Here is a 20,732-nt window from a genome sequence, read left to right on the forward strand (position 1 = left end):
TATTCTATAATCTTACTCACCACACCTGCGCCTACGGTACGGCCCCCTTCACGGATGGCGAACCTGAGGCCTTCTTCCATGGCTATGGGCTGTATCATATCAACCTCTATGGAGACATTATCCCCAGGCATGACCATCTCAACCCCTGCAGGAAGCGTAACTATTCCGGTGACGTCCGTGGTCCTGAAATAGAACTGGGGACGGTAACCCGAGAAGAACGGGGTATGTCTGCCGCCCTCTTCCTTGCTCAGGACATAGACCTCCGCCTTGAACTTCTTGTGAGGGGTGATGCTGCCCGGCTTTGCAACCACCTGGCCGCGCTCCACCTCGTCCCTCTTGGTACCTCTCAACAGTACACCTATGTTGTCTCCGGCCCGGCCTTCGTCAAGTATCTTCCTGAACATCTCAAGGCCTGTACATACAGTCTTTTGTGTGGGGCGTATACCTACAAGCTCCACCTCGTCACCCACCTTTATCACACCGCGCTCCACCCTGCCGGTGACCACAGTGCCGCGGCCGCTTATACTGAAGACATCCTCGACAGGCATCAGGAAGGGCTTGTCTATGTCGCGTTTGGGCTCTGGTATGTAGTTGTCTATTGCATCCATAAGGTCCAAGATGCACTTGGTCTTTTCAGGATCAGTTGGGTTGTTGAGGGCCTCAAGGGCGCTACCCCTTATTATAGGCACCTCATCGCCCGGGAACTCGTACTTGGTAAGGAGCTCCCTTAACTCGAGCTCTACGAGCTCCAGGAGCTCCGGATCGTCCACCATATCACACTTATTCAGAAACACCACCATGGCCGGCACGCCTACCTGACGGGCAAGGAGTATGTGCTCCCTGGTCTGGGGCATCGGGCCGTCATCAGCGCCTACCACCAATATGGCGCCATCCATCTGTGCGGCACCGGTTATCATATTCTTTATATAGTCGGCATGGCCAGGGCAGTCCACATGGGCATAGTGGCGCTTGTCGGTCTCGTATTCTACATGGGCGGTGGCTATGGTTATGCCACGTTCACGCTCCTCAGGGGCCTTGTCTATCTGGTCGAACGGAACGAACTCAGCCTTGCCCTTCTCGGCCAGCACCCTTGTTATAGCTGCAGTCAGCGTCGTCTTGCCATGATCGATATGGCCTATCGTGCCTACGTTAACATGCGGTTTTGTACGCTCAAACTTCTTCTTGCTCATGACTATTCCTCCTCAAGCATCTACCAACGGTAATGGGCGAATGCCTTGTTCGCCTCTGCCATGCGATGCGTATCTTCCTTCTTTTTAAAAGCAGCCCCTTTTTGCTGAAAGGCGTCCATAAACTCGTATGCAAGCCGCTGGGCCATGGTCTTTTCGCCACGTTTCCTTGCGAATCCAACCAGCCATCTGATAGCCAAGGCCCGTCGCCTCTCCGGTCTGACCTCAACTGGCACCTGATAAGTAGCGCCGCCAACCCTTCTCGAACGCACCTCAACTACCGGCTTTATATTTTCAATCGCACGCTCAAAGACCTTTATGGCGTCTTCCTTCATACGTTTTTCGATTATATCCATGGCCTCGTAAAAAATACCCCTGGCCACACTTTTTTTGCCCTCAAGCATCATCCCGTTGATGAATTTAGACACCAATGTGCTGTTATATTTGGGATCCGCAGTTACCTCTCTCTTGGGGATATCTCTCCTTCTAGGCATGACCCTCGTCGCCTCCTAATACACTCCCATAAGTTTTGCTGGACATACTATTTTGGACGCTTGGTGCCATATTTTGAACGCCCTCTGCGCCTATCTTGAACACCAAGGGCATCAAGTGTACCCCTGATAATGTGATATCTGACGCCGGGGAGATCTTTGACACGACCGCCCCTAATGAGAACCACCGAGTGTTCCTGAAGGTTATGGCCGATACCGGGTATATAAGAAGTAACCTCCATACCATTCGTAAGCCTTACACGAGCCACCTTCCGCAGGGCCGAGTTAGGTTTCTTTGGGGTAGTGGTATAAACCCTAGTACATACCCCTCGGCGTTGCGGGCATGCATCAAGCGCAGGCGCCTTGGTCTTCTTTTTGATCTTTTCCCTGCCCTTGCGGACCAATTGATTAATTGTCGGCATCAATACACCTCAAATTGCCAAAAAAATAAAAATCGTTCCACGTCCTTGCAGGCTTTTGCTCTACGCAAGCGTGATCTGAACACTACAAACAAAGTTCGCATTTAATACTGGTTTAAACAGATATTGTCAAGCCTTTTTAATCTATCGCATCTGTGGAGTATTGTCTAATGCTGAAATTTCTGGATCCCAGAAGTGTCGTTTCCAACCACTTAACACCGAAATCGAGGGCCGACACATCATCCGCAATAATCTCTTCCTGCCTCTCTTTGGGAACTATATAGATATCCAGAAACCTGCTCTCGAACACAAAACGCCTGAAGGCGTCTATGTTGTAACAGGCCATAAAGAACATCTGCAAGGTCTTTTCGGAGATATCCACAAATGGGCCAAGGGATTTCCTCTTGAGGATCAATCCAACCCAGCCTGCATTCACCTCTTCATATCGATTTATCCCTTGATTTTCAATCCATTCCCTGACCGTCCACTCCCTTTCCGATAAATGCCCTAGGCAGTGTGGTTCCTTTATCATAGCGAAAAAACGCTCGTCAGACGATGCGTCTCTATTGTGGAATATGCCTGCCCCAAGAGGATAGTACCTGCACGTAAGCGGCCTTACGCTATATATTGAGCAGCCGGTTTCCTTGAGAAACGGGCAGGCCCTGATTTCTTCATCCATGACCTTCAAGATCGGGATTGGGAGCTCGGTAGCCGCGATCAAGCCAGGCTCAGTAAATAAAAAAAGAAATTCATCTGAGGTCAGGCCTAGCTCCTTTTTCATCATGATAATGTCATAAGGAGTAAGCATGATCTTGATATTTCTGCAACACTTCGTAAAACAAGCGGAATCCTTTCCGCATGAAAAGGTAAAATTACTGTTCAGATCAAATCTTACAGGGACAATGGGACCCTGGCTGTCTTTGGGTGCGTACATCGGGTTCTCCTGTGGAGGTTAAAGAAAAATTTTTATTTTTATATTATAATATAAAATATCTTTAAAGGCCATAAATTTTAATTATTGACAAGATAAACAAAGGGTTGCAATGAAACTCTCTGGGAAAACAGCCATCGTGACCGGCGCCATAAAGGGAATAGGCCTTGCCATAGCGGCAGGCCTTGCAAGGATGAGGGTTCAGTGCGTGGTAACATATTACGACTGGCTAGAAGAACTGCCCAACATGCACAAAACACTAAGGAACGCGGGCGCAGAATACCACGCGGTGGCGGTCGATCTTACGGCACCCGGGGGTGCCGAGAAGGTGATAGACGAGACAATGAGGCGTTTCGGGCGCCTCGACATACTCATAAACAACATAGAGCGCGGAGGTTGGCCGATAGTGCATGGCGAATATACCAAGAGACAGTGGGAGCTTGAATTCAACACGACCATCACCGCAAAGTGGATGCTCTTTAAACAGGCCCTACCTCTTTTAAAAAAAACCGGAAACGGGACCGTGGTAAACATATCGTCCATAGCAGGAATTATAGGCAGGTGCGGTCCAGCGGCAAAGGTGTTTCACGACTGCTATTCCCTGTCAAACAGGGCCATTCGGACGCTTACAGAGACATGGGCAAGGGAGGCGGCACCGGAGGTACGGGTGAATGAACTGATGCTAGGCTTCTTTGATACACGCCACGGCCCAGGGACAAGGGGATGGGGGTTGCTCTGCGAAGATGAAAAGAAGGCCATCATCGATCACACCCTGCTAAAGCGCACGGGTGCAGTCCATGAAGTCGCACAGGCGGTCAATTTTCTCGTCAGGGACGCTACCTTTATGACAGGGGCAATAATCCGACTTGACGGGGGATATATTCTAGGCGGAGAGGCGGCAGGCATCGTCCCTAAAGGGATTATTCCGCCTGATGAGCCGGGTCTGGGGGGAACCGCCGTCTCAATTCAGACATAAGGTGAGGGCACGAATATCCTGGTAAAAAGATCCTGGGCGTAGCGATCCGTCATCCCTGCTATAAAATCGCAGACACTCCTCTCATAGGAGACGTTGTTTTCAGTATCTACTACGTCCTCCTCGAGGAATCTCCTCCTTTCCTTGAAGAACCTGTCTCTATGGGTAAGAAAATAGTTATAGAGATCAAAGAGTATCTTCCTTGCCTTTTCAAATTCATTATGGACCTGTGGGGCGCGATAAACGTTTTCATACAAAAATGCCCTCAATTCGAGCATTGCATCATAAACATGCCCGCTTATACCCAAAACCATCTCGCCATCATCGGTGACCTTGGTATTCTGAATCACATCCCTTATCATGGAAGAGATCCTGGCACTGTGACTCTCTCCAAGGACCTCCTGGCACTCAACAGGGACATCGCTTTCACTTATTACACTGCTTCTTATAGCGTCATCAAGGTCATGGCTCAAATATGCTATTACATCTGCTATCCTGACCACCCTACCCTCAACGGTCTGGGCCCAGTCATCCAGGTTTTTCGGGATGATCTCACCGAACCCCTTGGAGTGCTTGAGGATACCGTCCCTTACTTCATAAGTCAGATTCAGACCCATGCCACCGTTTTCAAGCACGTCAACCACCCTGATACTCTGAGAACAATGCGAGAAACCGCCCGGCACGATCTCATTCAAAATGGTCTCACCGGCATGACCAAAAGGCGTATGGCCCAGATCATGGGCCAGCGCTACAGCCTCGGCGAGGTCTTCATTAAGGCGCAGCGCCCTCGCTATCGTGCGGGCGATTTCAGCCACCTCCAGGGTATGTGTAAGACGGGTCCGATAGTGATCTCCCATGGGTGAGAGAAAGACCTGGGTCTTGTGCTTAAGGCGTCTAAACGCCTTGGAATAAACGATGCGATCCCTATCCCTCTGAAACGCCGTCCTGATAGGACAAGGCGCAACATATACACGCCTGCCCCTCGTCTCCGAACTGAGACAGGCCTGTTTGCAAAGAATGATCCTTTCCCTGGCCTCTATCTCTTCCCTGACGGTTGAAAATGCCCGCCCTCCTCTCCCTTCATAAAGTTCATTTCCATTGTTCAGATACATCGTTGCCTCCAGATTAGACGCCGATGGATCAAGCCGTCAAGGATCAAATAGCCGCCCGACATTAAAGAAGTCGCCAACAGATATAACCTGATGCCATCGGAAGACCCAAAGATGTTGACGCCAATGGCCAATATAACCATGCCGGCCGGCAGACATACAAAAGGCTTGACCCATGCCATATCCACAAGGCCTTCTTTGAGGGCCCACATGTCGATACCTTGGGCGACAAATTCAAAAACAATAATGAAGACGACAACGCCAGTTACGCCAGTCTGGACGTTGGTCATAAGCCCCAATGGGATGAGAGGAAATGCAAGGGCAAGAATGAGCCGACCTTGGACCAAGAGACCTTTTTTTGCACAAGCGGGCAACCCAGCTGTTATGTAACGCCAAGCAGAGATGAATGTTATGCCTAGCATCACGATGCCATATACAAGATTCGCCGTCGGCGCACTAAAAAATATGAGCACGAAAAGCCCCAAAACGAGAAACCCGAGGGCGGTCTTTATCCTTTCAGAAACATAACCGTTGCGCCAATAGAGCCCTATTGCCAGAAAAAGGCTTGCAAGCAAGGCCCCTGAAAGAAAGGCTGCAGATACCGTCTTGTCAGGAAATACATCGGTAAGCAAAATAAGGCCAGCACCGGTCATCTGGAGCGTCGTCTTGATCTTTGCAAGCTCTGTGACTGGGAGTTCGAGCCTCTCCACCAAGAGAAACCTCCTCATCTCCGTCACCAGGAACTCACGTAAAAAAATAGGCCATACAACCCACATGGGGAGGATGCGGAGGTCCACAATGGGAATCAAGGTAACCGCCGCAAAGATCTTATCAGCCAAAGGATCCAATAAGGCGCCTAGCTTGGTGCCGCCGTCCCTCCTGGCAAGCAGGCCGTCCAAATAATCGGTGATCCCAAGGACTGCAAAGGCGGCTACGGCTGCCACACGCTCCATCTTTCCACCATAGACGAGGAAATATGGAAGCGGGAGGAGCGCAACCCTTAAGACTGTAAGGTGATTGGCTGTAAGCCTCATGGCCGATCTCCAGCCTTTTCCGACCATATCCCATAAAACACCGCCATGAGCCCTCCCCGCGCCGCCGCCAGCCCTTCCACATCCCTTATAAAACGCCTGTAATGGGAAACAGGCCCTATCTCGATCTGCTTAAGAAGCGGGTCGCAGAAATACCAGGTGCATCTATACGGCCTTTCAATCCGCCTGAGCGAACAGCCAGCCTTGCCCATGAATTGGCATGCGCCACCCATATCGCGGCTGAGGTCATAGAGCGGTACATCTAGACCCATCGCAAGAAACCCGACGATATCAGCAAATTCCGGGACGCCGTGACGCATCGCACAACAAACGGTGCCGCAATAAGGACAGACCTTGGCTGTATAAGACTGGATAAAGGGATCGAGCCTATCGAATGCGGTCTTGAGCATAACCGCCTTTTCCTCAATTGCCGGATGTCCCTTGCAATAACGGTCAAAAAACGCCCTAAGTCGGTCGACAAGACCCCAGAACTCCTCCCTGGAACGAAAATTAAGCGTTGGAAACACCGAGGTGTCGAAACCTATCATGGAAGGGATACCCGATATATAAATTTAGGCCTATTATAAGCCCAATCTATCTGATATAAAGGGCTGCGGGACAAATTTTCGATAAACCTGATAAACCTGATGGTGCCGGAGGAGAGAATCGAACTCTCACAGGCGCAGGGCCTACTGGATTTTGAGTCCAGCGCGTCTACCAGTTCCACCACTCCGGCATCTGGATGGACAAATCAACATCACTCTGATAACAAAACTCCACAGCCGTGTCAATCACCGACGTCGGGATCGTGCAAGGCAAAATTCAAATCAGAGATTACTACCTCTTGATAGCCCTTCGCTGTGCAAGGATCTTCCGCCACTTTTCAAGACGCTCCTTAACAATATGCTCGTATCCCCTGTCAGTAGGCCTATAGTATATGCGGTTTTTGAGCTCAGCCGGCAGATATTCCTGCGGTACAAGGGCGTCCGGATAGTCATGGGCGTAGTGGTAACCCTCACCGTAGCCCAGCTCCTTCATGAGCCTCGTCGGGGCATTTCTTATGTGAAGCGGCACAGCAAGGGAACCGAGCCGCCTAGCGTCCGCCTGTGCATCGCCATAGGCCATATAGACTGCGTTGCTCTTGGGCGCGGTTGCAAGATATACCACGGCCTGGGCGAGGGCGAGTTCGCCTTCCGTCGGACCAAGAAAATCAAACGCCTGCAGGGCAGAAACAGCTATCGAGAGGGCGCTAGGATCTGCATTCCCCACGTCTTCTGACGCAAAGCGGATCATCCGCCTTGCGATATAATGCGCCTCCTCCCCTGCCGCCAACATCCGCGCCATCCAGTAAAGGGCGGCATCAGGGTCGCTGCCCCTCAGGCTCTTGTGAAAGGCGGAGATAAGATTGTAGTGTTCCTCACCGGCCTTGTCGTAGCGCAAGGCCTTCTGCTGTATCGCCTCTTCTACAAGACCTACGGTTATAAGCGCCCCCTTGCCCTCAGCCCTTGCAGAGGCGGCAAGCTCCCCGGAAAGTTCAAGGTTGTTCAGAAGCGTCCTTGCATCTCCATCCGCGCGTCCTATCAGCAATTCCGCAGCCTCAGGCTCTATAGAGAGCTCAAGCGCACCCAATCCCCTTTCCCTGTCCGCCAGCGCCCGGTCAAGGATCGTTTTCAAGGCCACTTCGTCAAGGGGATCAAGGGTCAGGACCTTGCACCTTGAAAGAAGCGGCGAGATGATCTCAAAAGACGGATTTTCCGTGGTCGCGCCTATGAGCGTTATGACCCCCTGTTCCACATGGGGGAGAAAGGCGTCCTGCTGGGCCTTGTTAAACCTGTGTATCTCATCCACAAAGAGGATCGTTGGCCGCAAGTACTTTTTCGTATCCGCCCTGGCCTCTTCTATCACCGCCCTCAATTCTTTAACCCCAGAGAGCACCGCGGAAAAACTCACAAAATTCGCATTCACGGCCCTGGCCAGAAGCCTTGCAATGGTCGTCTTTCCTGAGCCTGGCGGCCCCCAGAGTATTATGGATGGGAGCCTGCCGCCGGCTATTATGCCGCTCAAGACCTTGCCGGGCCCAAGGAGGTGCTGCTGGCCCACAACCTCACTCAGATCTGCCGGTCTCATACGCTCGGCAAGCGGGATATTTCCACCTTCTTTCATGGCTGGTCTTCTTTTCCCATTATAAAATGACTTGCATTGACAACAAAAACAGTTTGTCATGATTGCACATGAAGAACTCAAAACTTGCAAGGGCGGTGTTGTCCGGCAGCCCAAGCTTGTTCTTGATAATCTTCTGATCCGTTGTCATCTGACTCCTCCTTATTTCATTATTTCATTCCATCTATACAAGAAGTATCAGATTAAATCACGACTATTTCAATTAATCCACCTTAAAGAGGCCTGTAAAGAGGCCTGTTTTTTGTCTTGACAATGGGGGGTAGGGTTTGTTACCGGGGGAGGTATCTAATCAAAAGGAGCAGCTTTAACGACAGGGCTTGATTTTTCATCTGGAATGGCTGTCATTCCAATCGATGCAGATATTCAGGACCCGCCGGAGCTGATTCCACAACTTATAGCCAAATGGAAAAAAATAAATATTATAACTTTTCTTATGTGAAAATAAAATAGGGTAAAAAAGGGGCACACTTATATAATATTTGTTATCCCAAATAACAAAAACAAGCGGAGCTGACGCACTATCTGGGTCGTAATGAATATAAACGGTCCAAGGGCGAGGCAAATCATCTAACAGCGGATATCCCAGGGGGTTCTGTATCAAAGGTAGCGGATCGGTCATGCTTGGGATTATGGATGGACTTTCGGGTCTTGAGAAGGTATTCCTGTCTGACATTCTTCAACTTTCCGGAAGAGGAATGGATATCATTGCGGACAACGAACATCATTGAGCGGCTAAACAAGGAATTCAGGCGCAGGACAAGGCCCATGGAGATCGTAGCCGGGGAGGATGCCTGTTACAGGCTTCTCGCATTTATATCATTAAAAATGGAACTGACCTGGAGGTCAAATCCAATAGGCAAGGTGCGACCCAATTTGCCTATTTTAAAATTCACACAAAATAGTTGACAGTATCATTTTTTTATGCTCCCCCTATAATAGGGAATTTTTATCAAACTGCCAAGAAAGGAAAGACCATGAGGAAAGGTTGGTACCATTTCTCTATCATTTTAGCCACCTTAGCGGCCTTGATCCTCGCAGTAGGCCCAAAGACTGCGTCCGCCATGAAGGCACTTCTGGCGGCCAACTCTCCTGAGAGCAGGGCTTGCATCGCCTGCCACGAGAAGGAGGCGGACCCAGTGGTAGTGCAACAGTGGGCGCAGAGCCGGCACGCAAAGGCGGGCATCGCATGTTTCGAGTGCCACCAGGTAGACAAGGGCCGTCCCGACGGCTTCGAGCACTACGGCCACCGCATCTCCGTCGTCGTCACCCCCAAGCAGTGCAGCCAATGCCATCCCGACGAGACAGCCCAGTTCGAGGCTAGCCATCACGCTCAAGCAGGTAAGATTCTGGGTTCGCTTGACAACGTGCTCGGCGACGTGGTGGAGGGACCGCCAGCGACAGTGAGTGGCTGCGTTCAATGCCACGGCAGCACCGTAAAGGTGCTCAAAAACGGCAAGCTTGACCCCGCCACCTGGCCCAACGAGGGCATCGGTCGCATCAACCCCGACGGTTCCAAGGGCTCCTGCTCCGTCTGCCACAGCCGCCATACCTTCTCTGTCTCTATCGCCCGTCAGCCAGAGGGCTGCGGCTACTGCCACCTGGGCCCCGACCATCCCCAAGAGGAGATCTATGCCGAGAGCAAACACGGCGTCACCTATGCCACTCTGAAGGGGCGGATGAATCTCGATTCGCGTTCCTGGATCCTGGGGAAGGATTACAATGCCGCCCCCACCTGCGCCACCTGCCACATGGGCGCAGCCAAAGGAGTGGCCAAGACCCATGACGTTGGCACGCGCCTCTCCTGGACGCTCAGGCCAGAGGTATCGATCCACACGGCCAACTGGCAGCAGAAACGCAATGAGATGGAGAAGGTCTGCTTCAACTGTCACGCCTCGGACTGGGTCAACAACTTCTATGTCCAGTACGATTACGCCGTGGAGCTCTACAACCACAAGTTCGGAGAGCCCGCCAAGGTCATCATGGCCAAGCTCCAGGCAGCGGGCAAACTTGGTCCATCCCCCTTCTCTAAGAAGATCCAGTGGGACTACTTCGAGATCTGGCATCACGAAGGTCGTAGAGCCCGCATGGGGGCCTCCATGATGGGGCCCGACTATGTCCAGTGGCACGGTTTTTACGATGTGGCGAAGGACTTCTACAGCAGGTTCCTTCCCGAGGCGGAAGCACTTCTGCCGGGCGTCACGGCCGAGGTCCTCAACGAACCGGCCAACTGCTGGCTGAAGCAGGGGCTCTCCAAGGAGGATCGCGCGAAGATCCAGGAGTTCTACCAGAAACGCTACGGGAAGTGACCTCTGTTGTAAATAGCCGGCGTACGCCGGCTTTACTTTAGATAAAGTCATCAGCATATCTTACAAATCGAGGACTCCCTTTCCTCAAGCTCCCTATCCAGGTCATCTTCAGGATATTTGCAAGAAGCGGTGAAAAAAGCCCTCACTGGGGCATGCCCTTGCGGATGGCCTACGGGCATCCCTTGTTGACCACACCGGCACGGAGATACCGGCTGATGAGCCCAAGAACCCTCTTATCCTTAACCTTGCGGGATATGCGGCTCATCAGCACATCCTGGTTTACCATATCGAAAAATCCCGCAAGGGCCATGTCACTGCTATCCTGTAACCCTGCTTTATGATGTAGTTCCGTACCTGGTAGACTGGTTATACGCGGAACGGCCCGAACGGAAACTAAAGCTCGATTCCTGGAACTCCGGGTCGAACATCGGCATTAGAACCTGGGCCATGGCCTGCTGGATCACTCGGTCCATTAGGGTAGTATCCAAGGGCGTTCCTCTGTCACGTTTCGGTATCTTCAGCCTCAGGACCGGAGATAGGACATATGTTCATCCAGTATGGCAGCGCCTATACCGTGCCATCTCTCCTCGATGTATGCCGGAAACTGCGCTATGGTAACTCCATCAGCTCCTGGAGCCCTTTGTTAGCCTTTACCTGTTTCCAGGCACGGTTGAGGTTGTCAGGCTCAAGTATATGCTCAAGCAGATCAAAACCAGCAGTCCGCCTTTCCATGACGCGCACTGCCACCTCTCCCCCGTACAGATTCAACAACGTGTCAGAACTCATAGATGTATTCCCCCTTTCTTCGTGTTCGGCCCTTCGGCGAGGTGAGTCTATCCCTGTTTTCCAGGGCTCGTTTCTAACTGCCACGGCGCCCATGGCAGATTCCTTCGCCTGCTATGGCCCCTGCTGACTCCTGCCCCTTCACCACAAAGGTTGCCCAGTATGGCGCTGGACAATTTCCTGTCCTATCCGCTTTCCTTGGGTTCGTATCCCTCCCAGGCAAAAACTCCCTCCTGGAGAAGCCGGGACATTTGGGTACCTATAGCCCCTGCCATATTCTCACTGAACAGGAATCTGCCCAGCATTAGAGACAGGTCTCCCCGGATAAGGACGTTACCATTCCGCAGGACCGCGGAATGGGACAGACGCAGGTGCCCGATAGGGGGTTGAGCCATGGACGGCGAGCATCAACTTCCACTGCACAACCGCGCCATTTACCGTATCCCCTGAGCATTTTGCAGGACAGTAAAATGGGACGTCCAACGGGTAAGCGTCTGAATGGCGCGCAATCAATCCAGGGCTCTGGCATGCTGTGCTGTCTTACCCGGAGACTCGCCTTATATCTTATATGACGTTTCTGTTCGTCGGCTCACAGCTTTGCACTCCGGCTTCCTTTAGGCCCCACCTCGCGGCGGCGCCCTTGCCTTAGGCTAATACTTTCGCTATCCTCGAAATCAGGCAGCGAGATTCACGTACAGAGGACGTGGTCATTGTTGAGGGTGAATGGACAAATCACCAGCCAATTTTTAAGTAGTTGATTTTAAATGGATTTTCACGCAGAACCATCAAAAGTGACTGTGTTTCTTCTTTCAAACTGCTAAAAATAGTTTCTGAGCATCTTTCCGGGCGTGCTGTGTATAAACCAATTTCTAAATCACCAGTCTAACTTCATTATTGTATTCACCAACTAGGTCTACAACTCTTTCATAATGGATTCATGCATATCCGGAATGGATAGCAGATACATGTAAGGTAATGGATGTAAAAAGATACAGGTAACCCACGTTGCATTTCTTGCCTTTTTTACAAAAGACCTTACACTTGCTGAGAACAACCGTTAAATTTTCCTTAAACAAAGGAGCTTTCATGGCCTACCGCGATCTGCAGGAATTTGTAAAGAGGCTTGACGCCGCAGGCGAACTGGTCCGCATAAAGGAACCGGTGAGCCCACGTCTTGAGATAACCGAGATAACGGACAGGGTATCAAAACGCTATGGCCCCGCGCTGCTGTTCGAAAATGTCCGGGGTTTCAAGATGTCTGTACTTACAAACGCCTTCGGTTCCTATAAAAGGATGGCTATGGCCCTTGAAGTGCCTAACCTAAACGCCCTTGGCGAAGAGGTCATGGACTTTATCGAGGCGGAGGCGCCGGACACCATAATCAAGAAGCTGAGGCTCATCCCGAAACTCAGACGCATGGACTCGGCCATGCCAAAACTGGTCAAAAAGGCCATGTGTCAAGAGGTGGTCTATAAGGGGGAAGATGTTGATCTAGGCCTTCTACCCGTGCTTCACTGCTGGCCCGAGGATGGGGGGCCGTTCATCACGCTTCCGGTTGTGTTTACCCGGCACCCTGAGACAGGCATAAGAAACGCTGGCATGTATAGGATGCAGATATTTGACAAAAACACCACCGGCATGCACTGGCACGCCCACAAAGGGGGCGCCCAGCACTACAGGGTCGCAGAGCGCCTAAGAAAACGCCTCCCAGTGGCGGTCGCCATAGGCCCTGATCCAGCCATGACCTACGCGGCCACAGCCCCGCTCCCTGAAGACATAGACGAGGTGATCTTCGCCGGATTTTTAAGAAACGAACCTGTCGAGCTCGTTAAATGCCTGACCATTGACCTCGAGGTCCCGGCCTATTCACAGATCGTGCTTGAAGGTTATGTGGAACCCGGTGAGAGACGTATGGAGGGCCCGTTCGGCGACCACACGGGTTATTATTCCCTTGCCGATCTCTACCCGGTCTTCCATGTAACCTGCATGACCCACCGAAAAGACGCCATATACCCGGCTACGATAGTAGGCAGACCCCCTCAGGAAGACTGTTACATGGCAAAGGCCACCGAACGACTTTTTTTACCTCTGATCAAAAAGACCATGCCCGAGGTCATCGATATGAACCTGCCTATCGAGGGCATCTTCCACAACCTAGTCTTCATTTCCATAGACAAGCGCTATCCGGGTCATGCCAAGAAGGTCATGCACGCCATTTGGGGTCTGGGTCAGATGATGTTCTCCAAGATCATTTGTGTCTTTGACAAAGAAGTAGACGTCCAAGACGTCTCTCACTGCCTCTGGAGACTTGGAAACAACGTGGATCCGCGGCGCGACACGGTATTTGTAGACGGCCCGGTAGACGCCCTTGACCACGCCTCGCCGCTTCCGCATTACGGGAGCAAGATGGGTATAGATTGTACCAAAAAATGGCCGGAGGAGGGTTTTATGAGAAAATGGCCGGATATAATAGAGATGGACAGGGATGTAAAGACCAGGATAGACAGGCTGTGGCCCAAACTCGGTCTTGATCGGAGGGGCTGAGAAGTGACAAACCAAATAAACTGGACAGAAAATGCCCCTGTCCTCCTCGCGATCACAGGCGCAAGCGGAGCCATCTACAGCCTGAAATTCATGGGGATAATGAAAGACCTTGGCCAAGAGGTCCACCTTGTCATATCCAAGGCTGGCATGGAGGTGACGAGACTTGAACTTGGAGACGAAGGATGCAGGATGCTGAAGAAAACAGCCGATGTCGTGTACGGGGTGGATGACCTTACGGCCCGGCCCGCGAGCGGCAGTGCAAGATGGCAGGCAATGGTGATCCTCCCATGCACCATGGGTACCCTTGCAGCAATCGCCCACGGCATAAGTGGAAATCTCATACACAGGGCGGCGGACTGCTTTTTGAAGGAAAGACGCCCGCTTGTAATCGTCCCAAGGGAAACCCCCTTCAACCGCATACATTTAAGGAATATGCTCTTGGCAGAGGAGGCGGGTGCGGTCATTTATCCGGCCATGCCTAGCTTCTATCACAAACCAAGGAACATTGACGAGATGGCCTTGTTTTTTGCAGGGAGGATAGCAGAATTCCTAGGTTTTAATATAGAAAACCTAAAACGATGGGAAGGGAGATGCGGCGTATGACCTATGTTATAAAAAAGACAAAGACGATCCTTGAGATGATCAAGTTTGAACACACCGTCTTCGCCCTGCCCTTTGCCTTCCTCGGGGCCTTTCTGGCCGCAGGCGGCCCACCTGATTTAAAGACCTCCCTCTGGATCCTTGTTGGTATGGTTGGGGCAAGGACCACCGCAATGACCTTCAACCGCATCGTTGACCTCCCTTTTGATGCAAAAAATCCCAGAACGGCGCAACGTGCCCTGCCTAGGGGGGACATAAGACTGAAAGAAGCCTGGGGCCTAACGATAGCCGCCGCCATGCTGTATTTTCTGTCGGCGTATGAACTTAACCACCTTGCATTCATCCTTTCTCCGTTTGTCCTTGCACTCCTGCTGCTGTATTCATACATGAAACGGTTCACATTCCTCTGTCATATCTTTCTCGGCCTTTCGATCGGGATAGCCCCGACCGCCGGCTGGATAGCGGTCAGGGGCGACATCGAGTCTGTGCCCATTGTATTGAGTCTTGGGTTTCTATTCTGGATGGCCGGCTTTGATATCCTCTACGCCTGCCTCGATACGGAATTCGACCGGAAGGAGGGGCTGAAATCCATTCCTGCCGCATTCGGCGCAAAAAAGGCATTCATCATATCGAGGCTATCACATATGGCTGCCTTCATCCTCTTTGCATCGGCGGGATTGCTCGCTCGTCTAAATTGGATATACTTTGCCGGCGTCCTTGCGGTCTTTGTACTGCTGTTTGCACAAGGAAGGCTTGTAAAGCCCGATGACCTTTCAAAGATGGACGCCGCATTTTTTAACTGCAACGCGGCCATAAGCATCATCTTGTTTACCGCCACGGCCATATCCCTCACATGGAGGATGTAACTTTGGCAAGATATGATCTGAGCGCAGAGATCAAAAAAAACGAAAAGTTGTCTGACGACGTCTTCCTTATGACCATCCTGGCGCCGGAGATAGCCAGGGCCGCAAGACCCGGACAGTTCTGCATGCTCAGCGTAAACGGCAATCTGCGGTCTGACCCGCTCCTTCGCCGGCCACTTTCCATCTTCGACAGTGGAGACAGTGGGGATATATCCTTTCTCTATAAGGTCACAGGGCGGGGCACGGATATCCTCTCTCAAAAAAAAGAGGGTGACTCCCTGGATATCATCGGGCCATTGGGCAGGGGATTCAGGCTTGACCACAGCGGACCTCGCATCCTTGCCGGAGGCGGAATGGGCGTGGCGCCGCTGCATTTCCTGGCAAAAAGGCTTGAAGGCGCGTTCAGCGTGATACTAGGCGCCAAGACGAAAGGAGAGATATTGCCGGTCGTCAAGACATTTGAGGCATCCGCGGAACGACTCCTAATCACTACCGAAGATGGAAGCCTCGGCGAAAAGGGTCTTGTGACGGCTATGCTTGAAAAGGAGCTATGCCTCTCTAAGAAAAATGTATTGATCCATACCTGCGGTCCATGGCCCATGATGAGGGCTGTACACGACCTTACAGTCAAGTTTGGAACGAGGTGTGAGGCCTCGCTTGAGGCTGGGATGGCCTGTGGCATAGGGGCATGCCTTGGCTGCGCGGTCAAAAAGACCAGCGGGGGTTATCTTCATGTCTGCAAAGACGGGCCTGTGACAGATTCAACGGAGATAGACTGGGAGATATGAAGAAAACGACCAGGGTAAAAATGCCGCAAGACCAGGATATATCTCCGGATATGTCTGTTGATGTAGGTGGATTGAAGTTGAAAAATCCAGTACTCCTTGCCTCAGGGACATGCGGCTATGGGGTGGAGATAGGCGACCTTATCGATCTCAGCGCACTTGGCGGAATCGTCGTAAAGGGTCTGTCCCTGAAGCCAAGGCAGGGCAACCCCCCGCCCCGCATAGCAGAGACGCCGTGCGGCCTCCTGAACTCCATAGGTCTTGAAAATATAGGGATAGAGGCGTTTATCAGGGATAAGCTGCCCTGGCTCAGAAAGATCAATACCAGGGTCATTGTCAACATCCTCGGAAACTCTCAAGAAGAATACGCAAGTCTGGCAAGACGCATTGACGGGACAGACGGGATAGATGCAATAGAGGTGAATATCTCATGCCCTAATGTGCTGGCAGGCGGACTGGCCATCGGCGCGGACCCGAACGCTGCGGCAGGGGTAACAAGGGCCGTAAAGGCCGCAACCGGCCTTCCTGTAATCGTCAAGCTCTCGCCCAACGTGACGGATATAGTCGAAATAGCCAGAGCGGTCACGGCGGCAGGGGCAGATGCCATCTCCCTCATAAACACCCCTCTTGGAATGGCTATAGACATCGACAAGAGACGCCCAGCCCTTGGAAATGTCGTCGGCGGCCTCTCTGGTCCCGCCATCAAACCCATAGCCCTTCGCATGGTATGGCAGGTGGCCGGGGCGATCGACGTGCCGATTATAGGGATAGGCGGGATATCAAGCGCCAGCGATGCACTTGAGTTCCTTATGGCAGGGGCGTCGGCCATCGAGGTCGGGACTGCCACGCTGGTAAAACCTTCTGTAGCCATCGATATCATAGCAGGGGTGAGGGATTATATGAAAAAAAACAACTTTCTACGGATAGATGACCTGCCTATCCCTCGAGATTGAAATTTTTACTTGACGAAATGACGGACATGCCCTATCATTTATTGAAAAGAAGGTGAGGTAACGATCGGGAGAGTAGTGCAAATTTCTAAGTTATTATCTTGCAAGAAAATCCCCCCAAGTCAAATCCAATAATTTAATTGAATCACCAATGAACAACAGGTTTACACTCGATGGACGTAGAAAATCAGCAGAAGGACGGACCTTTCCGTCTGGGCGTTTCGAACCATCGGTAGTGCAACGTATGGGTAAAATGCCCAGAAATATCTAAATCCTAAATCACAAGGAAAGGAGCAATGTCCATGGCAAAAGGTACCGTTAAATGGTTTAATGATCAAAAAGGATTCGGGTTCATCTCGCAGGAAAAAGGACCTGATGTGTTCGTTCATTTCAGTGCAATTCAGTCTGAAGGATTCAAGTCCCTAAGTGAAGGCCAAGAGGTGGAATTCGATGTGGTAAACGGCCCGAAAGGTCCGCAGGCCTCCAATGTGCGCCCAACGCATTAAATTTTAGATAACTTCGCCAAAAAGGGGCTACGAAGAGTTGCCCCTTTTTTTGTCTGTAAAGTTATCCAATAGGGGTCAAAGATGCCTTCTTGCATATTGACCTTATTAAAATTTTACTGCCATTTTGCCCTTTCGTTTCTGTCTGCCGAAGGGAACTCAATGGAACCTAATGAAATAAAAAAGGCCTTTGTCCGGAATGAGGATAACAGCCCTTCTGTAAAAGGCTTAATTGTATTGCAAGCATGAAAGGGAAACAGCGGTGACGACACTTGATGACCTCCATACCGGTGAAAAAGCCCGGGTTGTAAAGATACTCGCCAGAGGCCCATTTAAAAAAAGACTACTTGAGATGGGTTTTGTAGCTATGGCAGAGGTGGAGGTGGTAAAATACGCCCCACTTAAAGACCCAGTAGAATACCTGATAAAAGGCTACCACGTAAGCCTTCGTCATGAAGAGGCAAGGGAGATCATTGTGGAAAAGGTCTAAAGACCATTATGGTAGCCTTACTTATATGTCGGGCAGTACTTGCATTTATTTGCATAATCTGTGAAAGTATAAAAAATTGATGGTCTCGTAAAAAAGTCATTGACATGAGATGGTTAAGCAAAAATCGTCAATGCAAGGCGTGCAGATCCTAAGGAATAAGGCATACCTCCTGTACGCCCCGTACGCCGTGGTGACGAAGGAGGCAGAGCAACATGGCAGTCGGCGTTTTTTGCGACGCCATCAAGACTAACTTCAGAAAAAATCAGAAAAAAAGAGGTAACGTCATGATAATCATTATTAAGCCAGAGGTCGAGCCGAACGGCCCGGAGGTGAGTGGGATACTTGAATATCTACGCCAATTTCCCGACATAAAGACCAAGATATCAGAGGTGAGTGGCGTAAGCCGTACGGTTACTGAGATATATCTCATAGGGCCTACCCACCACATACCGACCGAGACCATCGAACACATGCCAGGTGTCGAAAAGGTAGTACGCGTCTCGAGTAAGTACCGTCTGATAGGACGCCACGGCGGGCAACTGGACCAGATCGGGTTTGAATACAATGGCCTTTACTTTGATCAGAACTCCCTGCATACATTCATAGGACCATGTGCGGTCGATACCCGAGAACATGTAGAAATCATACTCAAGAACCTCCAGAGGACTGGGGTCGTCACAGCCCGGATGGGCGCATACAAGCCCCGCACAAGCCCATATGACTTCCAGGGCCATGGCAAGGATTGCCTCCCGTGGGTGTTCGAACTGGCCGGAAAATACGGGATCAAGGTGATAGCAATGGAGGTCCTTAGAGAGGACCATATAGACGAAATTGCAGATGCGCTTGAAAAGGCCGGAAGGCCAACCGGCGTCATGCTCCAGATAGGCACCAGGAATGCGCAGAACTTCGAACTGTTGAAGGCCGCTGGTTCACAGCAGGAATTTCCGGTCCTCTATAAAAGAGGCATGGGGCTCAGCATCGAGGAGGCGCTGAACGCCTGTGAATATATAGCAAGCGAAGGCAACCGCAAGATCATATTCTGTCTGAGAGGTGTAAAGACAAGGCTTGGCGACCCGCACCGAAACCTCGTTGATTTTTCCCATGTGCCGGTGATCAAACGTCTTACCAGACTCCCGGTATGCATAGACCCGACCCATTCCGTCGGGACAAAGGACAGGGCTGCTGACGGCATCCTTGATATATTTCATGCAACGGCCCAGGGCGTCATTGCAGGGGCAAACATGATCCTGGTAGAGTTCCATCCAAGGCCCGAACTGGCGCTGTGCGATGGACCGCAGGCCCTTACCATGAAAGAACTTGACCACTTCCTAGAGGACGTTAGGATAACGAGAAAGGCCTATGAGGAACGCAAGGCCCTTGCTGAACGGGAATTATTTAAGAAATGGCATGCATAAATATGGCGAGGGAGTGGTATGCGCATATGCTACATACAGCACGAATCATTCGAGGGGATCGGGGCCATAGGCGGATGGGCCGCTGAAAAGGGCTATACCGTATCGGGTGTTCACGTATATAAGGGCGATCCACTGCCCGAGGTTGACGCCTTCGACTGGCTGATCGTAATGGGTGGGTCGATGGGCGTCTACGACGAGGACAGATACCCATGGCTCTCCAAAGAAAAAAAATTTATTGAAGCGTCTATCAAGGCTGACAAATTGATCCTTGGGGTCTGTCTTGGCGCACAGCTCCTTGCAAATGTGCTTGGAGCCCCCGTGCGCAGGAACATAGTGAAGGAGATCGGATGGTTCGACGTCTCCCTCACGCCTCACGGATGGAATTCGCCGATATTTAAAGGTCTGCCCGCCACATTCAAGGCCTTCCACTGGCACGGCGATACCTTTGCAATACCCGAAAGCGCCCTCCACATCGCATCTTCCATGGCATGCGCCAATCAGGCCTTTGTCTATGGGGAAAGGGTCGTAGGGCTGCAATTTCACATGGAGTCCACAAGAGAAAGCATTGAGGCCATTGTAAGAGGTTGCCAGGAGGAGCTCCTTGAGGAAGGAGAATTCATACAAAAAGCGGATAAGCTTCTTGGAACTGAGACCCTTTTTATTGAATTAAAGAAAAACCTCCATACCCTGCTCGATGCAATGGAAAGGCAGGCATGAATCAAATTTCAATTCCTTCCATGCGGTTTTCAGGAAGGGAAAAATGCCTTTTAAAACAATATGTTTTGCAGTCGGTATTGCGGCTGGAGCACTCTTTGCGCATCCTTACATGATGCTTGTCTTGAGCCTGTTCACCTCCCATGGAAAGCTGGATATTGAGCCGGGCGCCCATGGCCTTTCATCCTTTGCGCATCTTATCTTCTCCAGACAGATGCTGCCCATGTCCTTTACCTTTATATCCCTTTGCGGGGTGGCAGGCCTGCTTGCAGGCATGGTGATCGAAAGAAAAAGGAGACTTGCTGCGCTCAGATATGAAAACGAAAAACGGGCGAGCGTTCTCCGTGCGGTAAGACAGCTCGTGATGGTCCTTTCACATTATTTTTTGAACGCAGCGCTCGTAAATGAGGAGACCGGGTTTGCGCTTTCCGGCGGCATCTTGCCGCGCATCAGGTAG

General features: G+C 51.3%; 24 protein-coding genes, 1 tRNA gene and 2 pseudogenes. 14 read left to right on the forward strand and 13 right to left on the reverse strand.

The window, feature by feature from the left end; translation table 11 throughout:
• The 4 genes from tuf to ACP5SG_RS06290 all read right to left on the reverse strand — a co-directional run.
• On the reverse strand, positions 1-1,190 hold a 1,190-nt coding region (gene tuf, locus ACP5SG_RS06275; RefSeq protein WP_237889265.1), incomplete at its 3' end, for an elongation factor Tu.
• 20 nt (positions 1,191-1,210) lie between these two features.
• Positions 1,211-1,681, reverse strand: coding sequence for a 30S ribosomal protein S7 (rpsG, locus tag ACP5SG_RS06280; protein WP_237889264.1), 471 nt, complete (start codon positions 1,679-1,681; stop codon positions 1,211-1,213).
• Positions 1,682-1,728: 47 nt separating this feature from the next.
• Positions 1,729-2,100 (reverse strand): 30S ribosomal protein S12, encoded by a 372-nt coding sequence (gene rpsL, locus ACP5SG_RS06285; protein ID WP_237889263.1) that lies wholly within the window; start codon positions 2,098-2,100, stop codon positions 1,729-1,731.
• Between the two features lie 136 nt (positions 2,101-2,236).
• Entirely contained in the window at positions 2,237-3,031 is a 795-nt protein-coding gene (locus ACP5SG_RS06290) for a YkgJ family cysteine cluster protein (protein WP_237889262.1), read from the reverse strand.
• Positions 3,032-3,140: 109 nt separating this feature from the next.
• Here ACP5SG_RS06290 and ACP5SG_RS06295 point away from each other — a divergent pair, with 109 nt between their 5' ends.
• A complete protein-coding gene (locus tag ACP5SG_RS06295) occupies positions 3,141-4,004 on the forward strand; it encodes an SDR family NAD(P)-dependent oxidoreductase (RefSeq protein WP_237889261.1) in 864 nt (287 codons plus the stop codon).
• Here ACP5SG_RS06295 and ACP5SG_RS06300 read toward each other — a convergent pair.
• From ACP5SG_RS06300 to ACP5SG_RS06325, 6 genes are all read right to left on the reverse strand, one after another.
• Positions 3,995-5,113 carry a deoxyguanosinetriphosphate triphosphohydrolase gene (locus tag ACP5SG_RS06300; RefSeq protein WP_237889260.1) on the reverse strand — a complete coding sequence of 373 codons (1,119 nt, stop codon included), beginning with the start codon at positions 5,111-5,113 and terminating at the stop codon, positions 3,995-3,997. The two genes, ACP5SG_RS06295 and ACP5SG_RS06300, sit on opposite strands and share 10 nt — an antisense overlap.
• Complete coding sequence (locus ACP5SG_RS06305) at positions 5,104-6,171, reverse strand: CDP-alcohol phosphatidyltransferase family protein (RefSeq protein ID WP_428122947.1); 1,068 nt, start codon at positions 6,169-6,171, stop codon at positions 5,104-5,106. The genes ACP5SG_RS06300 and ACP5SG_RS06305 overlap by 10 nt, the downstream gene beginning before the upstream one ends.
• Positions 6,141-6,689 carry a hypothetical protein gene (locus ACP5SG_RS06310; protein WP_428122949.1) on the reverse strand — a complete coding sequence of 183 codons (549 nt, stop codon included), beginning with the start codon at positions 6,687-6,689 and terminating at the stop codon, positions 6,141-6,143. The genes ACP5SG_RS06305 and ACP5SG_RS06310 overlap by 31 nt, the downstream gene beginning before the upstream one ends.
• Before the next feature lie 100 nt (positions 6,690-6,789).
• Positions 6,790-6,877, reverse strand: a tRNA-Leu gene (locus tag ACP5SG_RS06315).
• Between the two features lie 101 nt (positions 6,878-6,978).
• Positions 6,979-8,304: a replication-associated recombination protein A gene (locus tag ACP5SG_RS06320; RefSeq protein WP_237889257.1), complete on the reverse strand. Its 1,326-nt coding sequence runs from the start codon at positions 8,302-8,304 to the stop codon at positions 6,979-6,981.
• 19 nt (positions 8,305-8,323) lie between these two features.
• Positions 8,324-8,452, reverse strand: a complete 129-nt coding sequence (locus ACP5SG_RS06325; protein ID WP_269137058.1) for a hypothetical protein — start codon at positions 8,450-8,452, stop codon at positions 8,324-8,326.
• Positions 8,453-8,614: 162 nt separating this feature from the next.
• On the opposite strand from ACP5SG_RS06325, the pseudogene ACP5SG_RS06330 reads away from it, so the two are divergent.
• From ACP5SG_RS06330 to ACP5SG_RS06340, 3 genes and pseudogenes are all read left to right on the forward strand, one after another.
• A pseudogene (locus ACP5SG_RS06330) lies at positions 8,615-8,734 on the forward strand (glycosyltransferase); the annotation flags it as partial.
• A gap of 248 nt (positions 8,735-8,982) precedes the next feature.
• Positions 8,983-9,228 (forward strand): annotated as a pseudogene (locus tag ACP5SG_RS06335) (transposase); the annotation flags it as partial.
• 155 nt (positions 9,229-9,383) lie between these two features.
• Positions 9,384-10,628, forward strand: coding sequence for a multiheme c-type cytochrome (locus ACP5SG_RS06340; protein WP_237889256.1), 1,245 nt, complete (start codon positions 9,384-9,386; stop codon positions 10,626-10,628).
• A 169-nt stretch (positions 10,629-10,797) separates the two neighbouring features.
• Here ACP5SG_RS06340 and ACP5SG_RS06345 read toward each other — a convergent pair whose 3' ends face one another.
• The 3 genes from ACP5SG_RS06345 to ACP5SG_RS06355 form a co-directional block, all read right to left on the reverse strand.
• Positions 10,798-10,938 (reverse strand): hypothetical protein, encoded by a 141-nt coding sequence (locus tag ACP5SG_RS06345; protein ID WP_428122952.1) that lies wholly within the window; start codon positions 10,936-10,938, stop codon positions 10,798-10,800.
• A gap of 25 nt (positions 10,939-10,963) precedes the next feature.
• Positions 10,964-11,116 carry a hypothetical protein gene (locus ACP5SG_RS06350; RefSeq protein WP_428122954.1) on the reverse strand — a complete coding sequence of 51 codons (153 nt, stop codon included), beginning with the start codon at positions 11,114-11,116 and terminating at the stop codon, positions 10,964-10,966.
• Between the two features lie 121 nt (positions 11,117-11,237).
• The gene (locus ACP5SG_RS06355) at positions 11,238-11,414 is read right to left on the reverse strand and encodes a hypothetical protein (RefSeq protein ID WP_237889253.1); all 177 of its coding nucleotides are present in this window, start codon (positions 11,412-11,414) and stop codon (positions 11,238-11,240) included.
• A gap of 1,083 nt (positions 11,415-12,497) precedes the next feature.
• On the opposite strand from ACP5SG_RS06355, the gene ACP5SG_RS06360 reads away from it, so the two are divergent.
• The 10 genes from ACP5SG_RS06360 (at position 12,498) to ACP5SG_RS06405 (ending at position 20,732) form a co-directional block, all read left to right on the forward strand.
• Positions 12,498-13,955, forward strand: a complete 1,458-nt coding sequence (locus tag ACP5SG_RS06360; protein WP_424661581.1) for a menaquinone biosynthesis decarboxylase — start codon at positions 12,498-12,500, stop codon at positions 13,953-13,955.
• Positions 13,956-13,958: 3 nt separating this feature from the next.
• Positions 13,959-14,558 carry a UbiX family flavin prenyltransferase gene (locus ACP5SG_RS06365; RefSeq protein WP_428122957.1) on the forward strand — a complete coding sequence of 200 codons (600 nt, stop codon included), beginning with the start codon at positions 13,959-13,961 and terminating at the stop codon, positions 14,556-14,558.
• The gene (locus ACP5SG_RS06370) at positions 14,555-15,421 is read left to right on the forward strand and encodes a UbiA-like polyprenyltransferase (protein WP_237889250.1); all 867 of its coding nucleotides are present in this window, start codon (positions 14,555-14,557) and stop codon (positions 15,419-15,421) included. Before ACP5SG_RS06365 ends, ACP5SG_RS06370 begins: the two co-directional genes overlap by 4 nt.
• A 2-nt stretch (positions 15,422-15,423) precedes the next feature.
• The gene (locus ACP5SG_RS06375) at positions 15,424-16,206 is read left to right on the forward strand and encodes a dihydroorotate dehydrogenase electron transfer subunit (protein ID WP_237889249.1); all 783 of its coding nucleotides are present in this window, start codon (positions 15,424-15,426) and stop codon (positions 16,204-16,206) included.
• Positions 16,203-17,156, forward strand: coding sequence for a dihydroorotate dehydrogenase (locus ACP5SG_RS06380; protein ID WP_237889248.1), 954 nt, complete (start codon positions 16,203-16,205; stop codon positions 17,154-17,156). The genes ACP5SG_RS06375 and ACP5SG_RS06380 overlap by 4 nt, the downstream gene beginning before the upstream one ends.
• A gap of 299 nt (positions 17,157-17,455) precedes the next feature.
• Complete coding sequence (locus ACP5SG_RS06385; protein WP_237889247.1) at positions 17,456-17,659, forward strand: cold-shock protein; 204 nt, start codon at positions 17,456-17,458, stop codon at positions 17,657-17,659.
• Between the two features lie 259 nt (positions 17,660-17,918).
• Entirely contained in the window at positions 17,919-18,146 is a 228-nt protein-coding gene (locus ACP5SG_RS06390; protein WP_237889246.1) for a FeoA family protein, read from the forward strand.
• A 284-nt stretch (positions 18,147-18,430) separates the two neighbouring features.
• Positions 18,431-19,561: a 3-deoxy-7-phosphoheptulonate synthase gene (locus ACP5SG_RS06395; protein WP_237889838.1), complete on the forward strand. Its 1,131-nt coding sequence runs from the start codon at positions 18,431-18,433 to the stop codon at positions 19,559-19,561.
• Positions 19,562-19,579: 18 nt separating this feature from the next.
• On the forward strand, positions 19,580-20,278 hold the full coding sequence (locus ACP5SG_RS06400) for a type 1 glutamine amidotransferase (RefSeq protein ID WP_424661579.1): 699 nt from the start codon (positions 19,580-19,582) through the stop codon (positions 20,276-20,278).
• Positions 20,279-20,321: 43 nt separating this feature from the next.
• Entirely contained in the window at positions 20,322-20,732 is a 411-nt protein-coding gene (locus ACP5SG_RS06405; RefSeq protein ID WP_428122964.1) for a hypothetical protein, read from the forward strand.

The sequence above is a fragment of the Dissulfurimicrobium sp. genome (assembly GCF_049968175.1).
Taxonomy (GTDB): domain Bacteria; phylum Desulfobacterota; class Dissulfuribacteria; order Dissulfuribacterales; family Sh68; genus Dissulfurimicrobium; species Dissulfurimicrobium hydrothermale.